At 71.5% G+C, this 12,757-nt stretch carries 12 protein-coding genes; 3 read left to right on the top strand and 9 right to left on the bottom strand.

The window, feature by feature from the left end:
• The first annotated feature begins 38 nt into the window (after nucleotides 1-38).
• Nucleotides 39-758, top strand: coding sequence for a transporter substrate-binding domain-containing protein (locus tag ACIBL4_RS38835; RefSeq protein ID WP_399416541.1), 720 nt, complete (start codon nucleotides 39-41; stop codon nucleotides 756-758).
• A 25-nt stretch (nucleotides 759-783) separates the two neighbouring features.
• On the opposite strand, the gene ACIBL4_RS38830 is transcribed toward ACIBL4_RS38835, so the two are convergent.
• The 5 genes from ACIBL4_RS38830 to ACIBL4_RS38810 all read right to left on the bottom strand — a co-directional run bounded on the left by ACIBL4_RS38830 (nucleotide 784) and on the right by ACIBL4_RS38810 (nucleotide 7,143).
• Entirely contained in the window at nucleotides 784-1,347 is a 564-nt protein-coding gene (locus ACIBL4_RS38830; RefSeq protein ID WP_399416540.1) for a snapalysin family zinc-dependent metalloprotease, read from the bottom strand.
• Between the two features lie 163 nt (nucleotides 1,348-1,510).
• Nucleotides 1,511-2,185 (bottom strand): hypothetical protein, encoded by a 675-nt coding sequence (locus tag ACIBL4_RS38825; RefSeq protein ID WP_399416539.1) that lies wholly within the window; start codon nucleotides 2,183-2,185, stop codon nucleotides 1,511-1,513.
• A gap of 206 nt (nucleotides 2,186-2,391) precedes the next feature.
• Nucleotides 2,392-3,597, bottom strand: coding sequence for a glycoside hydrolase family 64 protein (locus ACIBL4_RS38820; RefSeq protein WP_399416537.1), 1,206 nt, complete (start codon nucleotides 3,595-3,597; stop codon nucleotides 2,392-2,394).
• 519 nt (nucleotides 3,598-4,116) lie between these two features.
• The gene (locus ACIBL4_RS38815; protein WP_399416536.1) at nucleotides 4,117-5,358 is read right to left on the bottom strand and encodes a glycosyltransferase; all 1,242 of its coding nucleotides are present in this window, start codon (nucleotides 5,356-5,358) and stop codon (nucleotides 4,117-4,119) included.
• Between the two features lie 171 nt (nucleotides 5,359-5,529).
• Nucleotides 5,530-7,143, bottom strand: a complete 1,614-nt coding sequence (locus ACIBL4_RS38810) for a cytochrome P450 (protein ID WP_399416535.1) — start codon at nucleotides 7,141-7,143, stop codon at nucleotides 5,530-5,532.
• Nucleotides 7,144-7,293: 150 nt separating this feature from the next.
• Here ACIBL4_RS38810 and ACIBL4_RS38805 point away from each other — a divergent pair, with 150 nt between their 5' ends.
• Nucleotides 7,294-8,157 carry an LLM class flavin-dependent oxidoreductase gene (locus ACIBL4_RS38805; RefSeq protein WP_399416534.1) on the top strand — a complete coding sequence of 288 codons (864 nt, stop codon included), beginning with the start codon at nucleotides 7,294-7,296 and terminating at the stop codon, nucleotides 8,155-8,157.
• Between the two features lie 19 nt (nucleotides 8,158-8,176).
• Here ACIBL4_RS38805 and ACIBL4_RS38800 read toward each other — a convergent pair whose 3' ends face one another.
• The 4 genes from ACIBL4_RS38800 to ACIBL4_RS38785 all read right to left on the bottom strand — a co-directional run bounded on the left by ACIBL4_RS38800 (nucleotide 8,177) and on the right by ACIBL4_RS38785 (nucleotide 11,939).
• On the bottom strand, nucleotides 8,177-9,319 hold the full coding sequence (locus ACIBL4_RS38800; protein ID WP_399416533.1) for an NADAR family protein: 1,143 nt from the start codon (nucleotides 9,317-9,319) through the stop codon (nucleotides 8,177-8,179).
• Between the two features lie 121 nt (nucleotides 9,320-9,440).
• A complete protein-coding gene (locus ACIBL4_RS38795) occupies nucleotides 9,441-10,448 on the bottom strand; it encodes a trypsin-like serine peptidase (RefSeq protein ID WP_399416531.1) in 1,008 nt (335 codons plus the stop codon).
• A gap of 238 nt (nucleotides 10,449-10,686) precedes the next feature.
• Complete coding sequence (locus tag ACIBL4_RS38790; RefSeq protein WP_356928968.1) at nucleotides 10,687-11,169, bottom strand: SRPBCC family protein; 483 nt, start codon at nucleotides 11,167-11,169, stop codon at nucleotides 10,687-10,689.
• A gap of 140 nt (nucleotides 11,170-11,309) precedes the next feature.
• On the bottom strand, nucleotides 11,310-11,939 hold the full coding sequence (locus ACIBL4_RS38785; RefSeq protein WP_399416530.1) for a flavin reductase family protein: 630 nt from the start codon (nucleotides 11,937-11,939) through the stop codon (nucleotides 11,310-11,312).
• A 65-nt stretch (nucleotides 11,940-12,004) separates the two neighbouring features.
• Here ACIBL4_RS38785 and ACIBL4_RS38780 point away from each other — a divergent pair, with 65 nt between their 5' ends.
• Entirely contained in the window at nucleotides 12,005-12,730 is a 726-nt protein-coding gene (locus tag ACIBL4_RS38780; protein ID WP_399416529.1) for an ArsR/SmtB family transcription factor, read from the top strand.
• Nucleotides 12,731-12,757 lie beyond the last annotated feature (27 nt).

The following is a 12,757-nucleotide window of genomic DNA, read 5'->3' as shown; positions in this document are numbered from 1 at the left end:
CTGGCCTGGCCGTCGGACCGGGAACCTACACTCGCGGCATGGTCCTTCCCTCTCTGGCCGCCGACCTCGCGCCCACCGGTGTCCTGCGCGCCTCCATCAACCTCGGCAATCCCGTCCTCGCCCAAGGGACGCCGCAAGCGCCCAGCGGCATCACCGTCGATCTCGCCCGGGAGATCGCGGCCCGGCTCGGGGTGCCCGTGGAATTCCTCTGCTTCGACGCCGCACGCGCCTCGTTCGAGGCGATGGCCGGCGGGCGGGCCGATGTCTGCTTCCTCGCGATCGAGCCCGCACGGGAGACGGAAGTCGCCTTCACCGCCCCGTACGTTCTCATCGAGGGCGTGTACGCCGTACCCCGGGAGTCCGATCTGAAGACTCCCGAGGACGTCGACGCGCCGGGCATCCGCATCGGAGTGAAAGCCGGATCCGCCTACGACCTCTACCTCACCCGAACCCTGCGCCACGCCACCCTGGTTCGCGGCCACGAAGGTGTCGACGCCTTCACCGAGCACCGCCTCGAGGCGGGTGCGGGCATCCGGCAGCCGATGACCGCCTACGCCGAAGCGCACCCCGAAGTGCGGCTGATCGAGAAGGAGTTCATGGAGATCCGCCAGGCCGTCGGCACCACCACCACTCGGCGGCCCGAGACCATACGATTCCTCCGGGGGCTGGTCGAGGAGCTCAAGAGCGACGGCTTCGTCGCCGCCTCACTGCTTCGCGCGGGCCAGCCCGAAACCCTCGCGGCACCAGCCGTGCCGTAACACCGCCCTCCTCGTGGAGGCCGTGTCAGTCCACGATCACCTCGGCACGCGCCGCCGGGGCCCGCCCGACGAGTGCGCCGCCGAAGTTCTCCTCGACCTCCGTCTTCTCCGCAACGTTCGGATACGGGTTCTTGCAGGAGGTGCCCGCGGAGGAACCGGACATGAGGCTCGAGCACGGTCCGGGCTTGCGGTCGGGCAGGCCCAGGATGTGCCCGAGTTCATGGGCGGAGATGCGGATCGTGTCGTACCCCTGGTCGACGGCCTGGCGCCCTATGTAGACGGTTCCGTTGCCGAGGGTGGTGGGCAGGGCGCGCGGCCAGCCGTTGTCCGCGAGGACGCGTATGTTCGCGCGTTGCCCAGCGGCGGCCGGCCGCAGCTCGACGGCGTCGACGCTCTCGTTCCAGATCGCCGCGCCCCGGTCGACCGCGCTCTTGAACTCCGCGGAGCCACCGGCGTCGTAGAGGAGGACGCGGGCGGCCAGGGGGGCGTCCTCCCCGTCGGGAGGAGTGGCCACGGCCTGGCCACCCGTCAGGGACACGGACAGCACCAGGGCAGCGGCCAGGCCGCCGGTGAGCGTACGGACGTACATGATCGACCTCCTTGTGGGGAAAGGCAGTCGTGCTCATGACATTCTCTGGCTCACTGCCCAGCGGGCAGGGAGGTGAATCCGTCAATCGCGTCCGCGGTCCGAACAGCGGGAGGTGCGGGCCGGGCTCCGGCCGGACCGGCCGGACCGGCCGGCCGGAGCGCGCTCAGGCCTCTTGGGTGAAGAGCTTGCCCCGGGTGGAACCCGTGGAGCACAGCTTCTTTTCCTCGGCCGTCATCTTGCGGGACTTGACCACGACCGCGCTGTGCTTGCCCTCCGTGCCGTTCGGGGCCGGGCCGGTGACCACGTCGGGGACGAACCAGTAGTAGTGGCCCCACTTGGGGTCGTCGTAGTGGGTCTGCCACGTCCCGGTTATCTGCTGCATCACCTGCGCGCGGGAGATCCAGCCGACTTCTCCGGGCTTCACGTTCACGGTGAAGGAACTCGTCTCGGTGTGCGAGCTCTGCCACGTGTAGTTGTACGTCGCGGTCACGCTGGCCGTGATGATGCCTTCGATGCCCCCGCCCGCCGTGACCGAGCCGCCCACCGAGTGGGAGGAGCCCACCGTGTCGGCCCAGGACATCGACTGGGAGGCGGGCGAGTCGGTGCAGTTGTAGAGGAGTTCGGAGACCTGGCGCGCCTCACCGAGGTACGCCCGGCCGAGCTGCGGGGCGTTGAAGGTGCACTTGCCTTCCCCGGACGCGCAGTCGGCCATGATCTGCTCGGCGGTGGGCTGTTCCTCGGCCGCTGCGGGGACGGCCGTCGCGATCACTCCGAGCGCGGTCGCCGTCAGCGCCAGCGTGCGGCTGCCGTAGCGCACGGTGCGGTTCTTCGTCGTCATGGTTGGTGCCTCTCACCCTTGCATGGGGGGACAGTGACGACACCCCCCTGATGCAGGAGGGTGTTCAGTCACCGCCTGGTGCCCATGAGGCTCACGTAAACCGCAGTCCATCTACACCAAGGAAAAGCAAAGTTGTAATTGATTTCCAGAAATGATGAAGAGTCAACAGTACGGCAGTGGACCGGAGTTGGGGAGCGGAGCCCAGGTCAGTTGAGGGGGTCGAGGGTGAGGTAGGCCTGGCGCGGGTTGCCGTCGTGGACGAGGGACTCGTGGTGGCCCACGTCGTCGAACGCGAAGGCGTACGCCTTGCCGTCGGCCATCTGTGCGTGGATCTTGCGGGCGTAGTGGTTGGTGACGACGTCCTTGTAGAAGGCGTCGGCACTCGAGTCGGGCTGCTGGGGGTTGACCAGCAGGGTGGAGCGGTTGAAGCCGGCGCACAGGGTGCGGGAGATCGGGCCGCGGACCTGGTCGTTCGGCGCGTCGAGCCGCCCGTGGCAGCCGAAGACGGAGGAGGCGTCCGGCTTCTGGAAGCTGGTGACGGTGACGCCCGCGCTGTTGGTGAAGTTCATGACCCCGCCGGAGACCCGGCCGTAGTACTTGGTGCCCGGCTGGTCGGCGAACGGGGTGACCGTGAGAGTCGAGGTGGAGTACTTCTGCCAGACGCGGTTGATGTAGTCGTCCATGACGGTGGCCGGCAGTGCGCCCGTCTCCAGGCCGTACAGCGGGGACAGGGCGCGCAGTACGGTGCCGTCGGCGCGGGTCTGGATCAGGTTGGCCCAGCCTCCGGGCTGTCCCCTGAGGGCGTTGAAGAAGCCGTTGTAGCCGCCGGGCTTGAGCCGGCCGGTGTTCGCGGTGGTCCCGTCGGACCGCTGCACTCCCACCGCGTACGGTGCGGAGAACATGTCGACCTGTGTGCTGTTGATCCACAGGCCCGCGTCGTTGAGTGTGTACTCCGACCAGTTGAACAGGATGTTCCGGTTGGGGTCGGACGGGTTCTGCACGGCGGGCTGGACCAGGCCGCCTGTGGTGAGCCTGAACACCAGTTTCTGGCCGTAGGAGAAGTAGACGCGGCCGGAGAACTTCGGCATGCGGATCGTGGTCGACTGACCTGCCGCCGGGCCGGGGATCGACGCGTCGGGGGCGGGAGTCGGCGGGTTGCCGCCCGCGGGCCAGGGGTGGAACGTGCCGTTGGCGTCGGCCCAGCCCTGCCGTCCGGTCGACAGGTCGGTGCCGAGGTTGTAGATGTACACCTGCTCGCCGCGGGCCGAGTTGTTGGTGATCTTCAGGGGGATCGTCGCCGGGACGGCGGCGTGGGCCGGTGTTCCCGCTCCGGTGGCGAGGAGGGAGCCGGTCAGGGCGGCGGCGAGGGCCAGCCCGACAGCCCTGAGGCGGCGTCTGAGAGTACGTGACATGCTCTGTCTCCGTTCGACGAGGGGTCGATCCGGGAAGGGGTGAGAGCGCTCTCAAAGCGTGCCGCGTTGGTCCGGACCTGTCAATGTGCCGGTATGGATGGGGAGTTGTGCGCCGCGCGGTTGCCAGACCCGGAACGGTCAGCGGCGCAGGGGACGCGGTCGCCTCGGCGCCAGTTCCTGATCAGGGTGAGGTAGGTGCCGGAGCGGCTCCGGCCCTGACGTCTGCGTCCCGGCCGCCGCTGACCAAGTGTCGACATGAAACTGGAACAGGTCGGCCGAGCGGCGCCGCGCGCCCTGTCCACGGCGATCCCCGGCACGCGGCGGTCGGAAGTAGAGACGCTGCCCTGCCGGGGGTCATCAGGGGGTCGACAGTGCCGCTGACGTGAGCTGGTGAGCGGGAGTGGGGCGAGGGGGGCACGGGGCGGAGGCGACCGGCCACGAGGCGAGGGCGACCGGCCACGAGGCCGAGGCGACCGGCCACGAGGCGAGGGCGACCGGCCACGAGGCCGAGGCGACCGGTCATGGGGCGAGCCGGTCGAGCGCGGCCAGGACCGGTGCCACGCCGTCCTCCTCTGCCAGTCGGCTTGCCAGGGTCTGGGCGCGGTGGCGGTGGGCAGGGTCGGTCGTGGCGCGGCGCAGTGCGGGCGCGAGGGCCTCGGCGGTGAGGTGGCGCAGTGGGACGGCGCGGGGCGCGGTGCCCAGTGCGACGAGTCGGGCCGCCCAGAAGCCGCCGTCGAACTGCACCGGCACCGGCACGGTGGGGACGCCCGCGCGCAGGACGGCGCCGGTGGTGCCGGCCCCGGCGTGGTGGACCACGGCGGCCATCCGGGGAAACAGCGGCGCGTGCGGTACGTCGCCGACCGTGATCACATCGTCGGCGTCGGCGGCGAGGCCCGCCCACCCCTGCTGGATCACGCCGCGCAGTTCCGCCGCCCGCAGGGCGCGCACGATCTCGCCGCTGAGGCGCTCGGGGTCCGGCACGGTGGCGCTGCCCAGCCCGACGAAGACCGGGGCGGGTCCGGCGGCGAGGAACTCCTCCAACTCCCGGGGCAGCGTGCGGGTGTCGTACGGCCACCAGTACCCGGCAATGTCCAGTCCGGGACGCCAGTCCCGGGGGCGCGGCACCACCAGTTCGCTGAATCCGTGCAGCACGGGCCACCGTGCCCGCTCATGGGCCCGGCGGAGCGCGGCCGTGCCGGGCAGGGTCATACCGTGCCGGGTGCGCAGCCGGCGCATGGCCTGGGTGAAGACCCCGTCGACGGCGGTGGCGACGGCTGCTCCGCCCAGGCGGTTGCCCACGGCGCCAAGCGAGCGTCCGCCGAGCATGGGCGCGCCGAACTCGCGTGTCGGATGCTGGGGTTGGAGGAACAACCCCAGGCTTGGCAGGGCCAGGCTCTCGGCGATGGCGAGGCCCAGCGGTGCCACGGCACCGGCGGCCAGGAGGGCGTCCGCGCCGCGGGCCGCCTGGACCAGGGCGTCGGTCATCTCCTCGGCCGCGGACCGTGCCATCGACACGGCGCGCAGCAGCTTGCCGAGCCCGGTGGTGCTGGCGTGCAGGCTGCGGCCGCGGTCGGAGTGCGACACGGCGTGCGGGTCGACGGGGGTCGGGTGGAACCGCACGCCGGAACCGGCGGCCAGCGGCTCGAACACGCCGTGGGTGACGAGCGTGACCTCATGCCCGCTCCGCGCCAGCCCCGCTCCCAGCCCGGTGTACGGCGCGACGTCGCCGCGCGATCCAGCCGTCATGATCACCACGCGCATGGGTTCCAGTGTGGGCCGCCCGGGAGGGCGACACGCGGTGTACCGCGTCCGGCGTCCGAGAATCGCCGGTGTGGGTGCTGCCCGGGGCCGGTGCGAAGGGGCTGGTGAGCGGGACGGGGCAGCCGGTGTCCCCGACGGAACCGGTTCCGGTGGCGCTGCCGCCCCGTGGCGTCAACTGCCGGACGGGGTGGGCGTCGTGTCCGGGCCCGGATCCGGCGCGGTCACCTCCCGGGACGGGTTGTCGCTCGTCGGCCGCGCCGGTGCCTCCTTCCGGCGGAACTCCATGGTCAGGCGGTCCGGCTTGACCGTGACCACGGCCTGGGGCCGGGGCGCCGGGGAGGTGAGCTCGAAGGACTGCCAGGTCCGCAGGATGGTCGCGAGGATGATCTGGAGTTCGGCCCAGGCGAAGTTCTCCCCGATGCACTTGCGGCGGCCGTCGCCGAAGGCGAGGAACGAGCCGCGGGTGGCCGACACGTTCTCCGGTGTCCAGCGGTCCGGGTCGAACGCGGCGGGGTCGGCGAACACGTCGGGGTCGTGCTGGTGGAGGTAGGGGCTCCAGACCACGTCGGCGCCCTGGGGGACGAGGTGGCCGCCCAGGTCGATGTCGCGGGTGGCGGTCCGGGTCACCAGCCAGGCCGGCCCGTACTTGCGGATGGCCTCCTGCAACACCTGGCGGGCGTACGGCAGGTGGTCGAGGTCGCCGTAGCGCAGGGGACGGTCCCCGCAGACCGTGGCGAGTTCCTCGCGCAGCCGCCGTTCGATCCGCGGCTGACGGGAGATCTCGTACAGCGTCCACGCCAGTGTGGTGCCCGTGGTCTCGATCGCTCCGGTCAGCAGGGTGATCGCCTCGTCCTGGAGTTGCTGGCGGGTCAGCGGGTTGTCGGCGGTGAGCAGGGTGTCGAAGAGGCCGGCCTGCTGCTCACGGACTGCCGCGTGCGGGCATCCGGCGGCGTCCGGGGCCGCTTCGGAACGGGAGGCCGCTTCGGAGCCGGGGATCGCTCCGGAACCGGAGACCGCTTCGGCGCCGGAAGCTGTATCGGCACCCGAACCCGCCTCGGAACCGGAAGCCGTCTCAGCGCCGGAAGGCGTATCCGCACCGGAGGAAGAGCCGGTCGCCCGGCTCGCGCGGTGGTCGATGGCCTGGTCGATGAGGGCGCGCAGGCGGGCCACGCGCTGGGCGTGCGCCCGGTTCGCGGGCAGCGGCAGCCGGGTGACCCACGGCGGGAGGATGGTCTGCCGGATCGTTCCCTTCATGATCTCCGGCATCAGCGCGGTGAACTCGCCCTCCAGGTGTTCGGGAAGGTCGGCGCCGAACAGGGCGACGAGGAAGGCCGCGAGCGTGACCTCGTTCATGTCCTCGTACACCTCGCGCGGCCGTGCCTCGGGCCACGCGCCGACCATCGCCGCGACCTGTTCGATCATGGCGTCACCGCGTTCGGCGATGTGCGCCTTGTTGAACATGGGCTGCATCAGGCGCCGGTTGCGCAGGTGGGCGTCGCCGTCCGCGATCGTGGCGAGCCCGTCCCCGAAGAAGACACGCAGGGCATCGATGATCTTGCCGCCCTTGGCGTAGTGCGCGGCATCGGTCACCAGGACCTTGCGGGTCAGGGCGGGATCGGTGACGACGTAGGCCGGGGTGGGGCCTATCCGGATGCGTACCACGGGGCCGTGTTCGCGCAGGGAGCTGATGAAGGGCAGGGGGCTGCGGGCGAGTTGAAGGCCGTGGCCGAGGAGAGGGAGGGCTCCGGGAGCGGTGCGGGTGGGGGACGTCGCGGGAGCGTTCATGGCCGGTTTCACTCCTTGTGAGGGCGACAAACGATCGATGCATGCCCATCGCGCGGTCGCGAAATCCCTCACTCTGTGATCGGTGCGTCACATCCGGTTCGCCCGGCACCGGGTGGGTAGGTGATCCCCCTCTCACGACCGGAGGTGGACATGGACATCGGTATAGGCCTTCCCAACACGGTTCCCGGGACCGAGGGTTCGGTTCTTGTGGAGTGGGCCCGGCGGGCCGAGGAGGCGGGGTTCAGCACGCTCGGGACGATCGGGCGGCTGGTCTACCCGGGGTACGAGGAGCTGGTCGCGCTGAGTGCGGCCGCCGCGGTCACCAGCCGGATCCGGCTGACGACGAGTGTGCTGCTGGGGCCGCTGTACACGAACAGCGCGCTGCTGGCGAAGCAGGCGGCCTCCCTCGACCGGCTCTCCGGGGGGCGGTTCGTGCTCGGTGTGGGCCTGGGCGGGCGGGACGACGACTTCGCCGCGAGCGGTCTGTCCACCGAGGGCAGGGGGCGCCGCCTAGAAGAACAGCTGACGGAGATGAAACGCGTCTGGGCGGGCGAGGAGCGGGGGCTGGCCGGTGCGATCGGGCCGGAGCCCGCGCGCGAGGGTGGTCCCGAGCTCGTCCTGGGCGGGTCGACCCCGGTCAGTTTCCGGCGGGTGGCCCGGCTGGCCGACGGCTGGATCATGGGCGGTGGTACGCCGGAGATGTTCGCGGAGGCCTCGGCCGGCGTCGACACCGCGTGGAAGGAGGCGGGGCGTACCGGCGCGCCGCGCAAACTGGCGCTGGCCTACTTCGCGCTCGGCCCGGACGCCCGGGCTCACGCGGACGGCTATCTCCAGCACTACTACGGCTTCCTCGGCGACGCCGCCGCGCAGATCGCGGCGAGTGCCGCGGTGAGCGCGGAGATGGTGACGTCGTACGCCGACGCGTTCGCCGCGGCCGGCTGTGACGAGCTCATTTTCGTGCCCGCGGCGTCGGGGCTGGAGCAGGTGGGGCTGCTCGCCGAGGCGACCGGCTGAACCGCCGGCGCACCGTCGCTCACCCTGGTGTGGTGGCCGGTTCCGGGAGGGTGATTCCGGCCTGATCGGCGCGGAGTTCGGAACGGACGAGTTCCAGGAGGCGGCCCGTCCAGTTCCGGCCGCGGCCGCCGTTGTCGCCCCAGTAGCCGGAGTCGGAGTCGTCGTAGACGAGTGTGGCGTCGCGGGTGTCCAGGAGGATCCGGGCGAGGGCCGGGTGCCGGGTGTACTTGGCCCTCAGCAGGGCGGTCATGACGGCGGTGCGGGCCTGGTCCCAGCCGTCGCGCCGGGGCGCGCCGGCTGCCGTGTTCCGGGCGGCGTATCCGGTGTCCGCGTCCCTGATGGCGGCCCGGGCACCGGGGTCCGTGGTGGAGAGGGCCCAGTACGCGTGGGCGACGGAGGGGTAGGTGACGCCGTCGGCCGGGACGGGGGCGGGGAAGTCGTTGCGGAGGGCCTTCGTGCCCGGGTCGTCCGAGGGCGTGCGGGAATAGCTCTCGTAGAGGTGGATCGCGGGGGCGACCGGTGTCGCGGGTCCGTCCGCCGGGACCCGTGCGGGCCGTTCGGCGATCCACTTCGCCCGTTCCTCGAAGTAGGCGATCGCCTCGTCGTACTCCTCCCGCGTGACCGGTTCGCCGGCCGCAGTGCCGTCCAGGTGCTCGCCGGGGCCGGTCACCAGGACCTGGAGCGGCCAGTCCTCGCGGTCCATGTCGCCGAGCGCGTAGTGGCGTTGGGTCTCGGGGATGGCCAGGTAGGCGGCGCGGGCCGCGGCCCGGTTCCGCTCCGTCCGGTCGGCGAGGAACGTGCCGACCGCGGCCAGGCAGCGGTCCGTGGAGTCCGGGCGTCCGTTGAGCTGGTCGATGGTGTCCCGGACCTCGGCCAGCAGCAGCTCGGGCGTGAGCCAGGTGCGCGGCTCGCTGAACCGCCACGCGGCCAGCTCATGGGCGGACACCCTTGCGCCGTCCGGGAGTTCGGTGGCCACCCAGCCGCGGCGCAACTTCTCCGCGAACTCCGCCAGGGTGACCAGGCCCCAGCAGTCGATCAGCCCGTCCGCGTAGATGAACAGATCGGTGAGGAAGTAGTCACCGTTGCGGATGAAGGCGTGTCGCCAGGTTCCGGTGACGCGGACGCCGTCCGCCGTGCGGTAGGTGATGCGGTTGCCGATCATCCCGGCATTCTGTCGGAACCACCGGCCGGCGCAACGTGTTTGCCGCCCGCGCTGCGACGCCCGGAAGCCGGGTCCTCCCCCGCCGCCGGACGGAGGACCCGGCTCCCGGATGGCCGGTCGCTCAGGACGACTGGGCGCTCTGGTACAGGTTCTGCGCGTCCGCGCCGAAGTACGGGCCGTACATGGCGTTGGGCAGGAAGTTGTACTTGAAGCTGTTCACCGAGGACTGCAGGCCGGTTCCGGTGGCCTCGTCGAACCGGGTGAACCACGGGCCGCCGCTGGAGCCGCCGGTCATGTCGCAGGTCAGGCCGTGGTCGCCGGACAGCAGGAAGTCCCGGTAGGTGGTGCCGCTGCAGTAGATGAACTTCTGGCCGTCGTAGGGAGCGGCGGCCGGGAAGCCGAAGGCGTACATGGCCTTGTTGTAGCCGGTGTTGAAGGCCAGGCCCTGGCCGCCGACGACGTCGGTCAGCTTCTTTCCGTCCAGCGGGGCGACCACGGCCGCGCCGATGTCGTAGTTGATGTCCTCACTGGCGGTCCACTGCGGTGTGGAGAGGGTCTTGGACGCCGTCCAGGTGCCGTACGGGGTCTGTCCGTCGTGGTAGCCGGGAGCGAACACCCAGTTGGTGTGCCAGGCCCCCTCCAGCTTCACGCAGTGGCCCGCGGTGATCACGGTGCTCTTGTTGGCGCTGGTGACGGCGTTGCCGGAGCAGGACGCGGTGCGGCCCTGGTAGGTGAAGAACACCCGCCCCGCGGTCTTGGTCACCGCGCCGCCACCGGTCCAGGGGCCGCCGCCGTTCGGGATCGCCAGGGGGCCGGTGTCGGCGGCGGGCGTGCTGGGTGCCACGACGGTCGCCTTGCCCTTGCGGGGTGCCGAGGTCCGCACGTCGGAACGGTCGAAGGACAGGACGTCGAGCGGGGTGGCCTCGCGCATCCGCTGCGGGGTCCAGAAGGCGAGGGCGCGTTCCCGCGCCGAGGGCGCCACGGTTCCCGGGTCGGGCGCGGCGCTCGCCGGTATGGCGGTGACACCGGTCGCCAGCAGCGCGGCAACGCCGACGAGTGCGCCGAGGACGGTGTGACGAACGCGGGTGCCGCTGCCGCAGGAGCGAAGGCTACGGAGTGTGCCTGTCACGCGGTCTCCTTCTGCTGTGGGGGCCGGGTGGCGGGGCTCATCCACCCGGTCAGGCAGGGGTGTCGCTGCGAATCAGAGGGCAGCGTGCCACCAGGAGTGCGATTTGGACAGGTGCATGTCACCGAGATGACCGAAACACCACAGGTTCCCCGCGTCGGGGACACGGAAGCGGGCACAGAAGAACCCGGCCTCCACCGTTGTGGTGGAGGCCGGGTCCGGGAGCCCGGGGCCCTGGGTGTCAGAGAGGGGTGGGGCCGGTGTCTCCGCCGGGCTGGATGCGTCCGCGCCAGGCGCCGGACTCGCCGCCGCGCTTCTCGATGTACTGCTTGAAGCGCTTCATGTCGCCCTTGATCTGGCGGTCGATCGCGCCGAGCATGTCCCCGGCCTTTTCCACGGCTCCGCTGGGCTCGACGTCCATCACGAGCTCCACCCGGGTGTGCGTGTCGTCCAGGCGCTGGAAGCGGACCGTGCCCTTCTGGTGGGTGTCTCCGCTGGTCGTGCGCCAGGTGACGCGCTCGTCGGGCAGCTGGTCGACGATCTCGGTGTCGAACTCGCGCCGTACTCCACCGATCTTGGTGGTCCAGTGGTTGTGACGGTCGTCGAGCTGCCTTACTTCCTCGACGCCCTCCATGAAGTTCGGGAACTCCTCGAACTGGGTCCACTGGTTGTACGCGGTGTGGACGGGGACGTCGACTTCCACGGTTTCCTTCACGGTGCTCATCTGTATGCCTCCGTTTTCCTGATCGACTGCTGGAGGCCCATCGGCCCACACAGGTCCGGGCCCGTGGCGGACGAGTACCCGGGATCTTCCGGTTCCCACACGGTTCGGTGCCGTCCCGGCAAGGCAGGGTGCTGGGCGGGTCAGACGGCGGAGGCGGTGGCCCCGGCCGTCTCCGAGCGGAAGCCGTGGCCGACTTCGGGAGCCAGGCCGTGGTAGTGGCGGAAGTTGTAGATGAGCGGGCTCCAGACGGCCGGGTCGATGTGGTGGGTGCCGGGTACGACGACGCGGTCGGCGGCGTGGACGCGCAGGACCTGGCACTCGACGCTGAAGAAGCGGCCCGCTCCGCCGGGGGTCAGCACGGCGGCCCGTGCCTCCAGCTGGAGAGCGCACTCGGCTACGCGCGGCGGCGTCACGAGGTCGGCGACGGCCGGGGTGAGCCCGGCCGCGGCGAACTTGTCCGGCTCGTAGCGGTACAGCGCCCGCTTGGTCTCGGGCACCGGGTCGGCCCCGGTGAGCGGTGCGAGGCGTTCCACGTGCTCCCACAACTCGGGCGAGGCGACGTTGATCACGAGTTCCGGGCGCTCGGCGAGGTTGCGCACGGTCCGGCTCTCGCTGCCGATGCCCAGGACGATGTGCTGTCCCAGGGCCCAGGCGGAGGAGATCGGGGCGAGATTGCAGGTGCCGTCGTCGTTCTCGGTGGTCAGCAGCACGACGGGCGTGCCGAAGTAGAGGACGCTCGGCCGGATCACTCGGTGGGTGTCGGTCGTCATGGCCCTGACGCTACGGGCGGGACGTTTCGATGCGCGTCGAAGCGTCGGCCGGGGACAATCGGCCGGTGACCAGTCCCGACGTCCATGCCGAAGAACCGGATCTCGCCTCGCTGGCGGCGCTGCTCGCCGATCGCACGCGCGCCGCGATCTGTCTCGCCCTGCTCGACGGCCGTGCCTGGACGGCCTCCGAGGTGGCCCGCCTCGCCGGTGTGGCGCCGTCCACGGCCACGAGCCATCTGAACCGGCTGGTGGCGGGTGGTCTGCTGGCTCAGGAGCGCCGGGGCCGGCACCGCCACGTGCGTCTGGCGGACCCCGGCATCGCGGAGATGGTCGAGGCGCTGGCGGCCAGGGCGCCCCGCCGGCTGGTCCCGGTCCGTTCGCTCACCGCCGCCCGGCGGCACCGCGCCGTCGGCTTCGCCCGCGTCTGTTACGACCATCTCGGCGGCTCCCTCGCCGTGGCGATGACCGATGCCATGACCGCTCGCGGGCTGCTGTCCTGGGAGTCGGGCCCGGCGCTCACCGCGTCGGGCACGGCATGGCTGGCACGCCTCGGGATCGCGGACGAGGCGGCGGGGGCGGCGGGCCGTCCGCATGTGCGGATCTGCCTGGACTGGACGGAGCGGCGCCCGCACCTGGCGGGCGCGGTCGCCGCGGCCCTGTTCCACCGCGCGCTGGAGGCGTCCTGGCTCGTGCCGGGTGACGGCTCCCGCGTCGTGCGGCTGACGGAGCAGGGGCGCGACGCCCTCCGACGGCACCTGGGCCTGGCGGACGAGGCGCTCACGACCGGCTGAGCACCTCCCCGCCCCGGGAAGCCCGGC

This window comes from Streptomyces sp. NPDC050416 (genome assembly GCF_044458845.1).
Classification (GTDB): domain Bacteria; phylum Actinomycetota; class Actinomycetes; order Streptomycetales; family Streptomycetaceae; genus Streptomyces.
The sequence above is the reverse complement of the archived record's forward strand: the minus strand, read 5'-3'. Positions and strand labels throughout refer to the sequence as shown.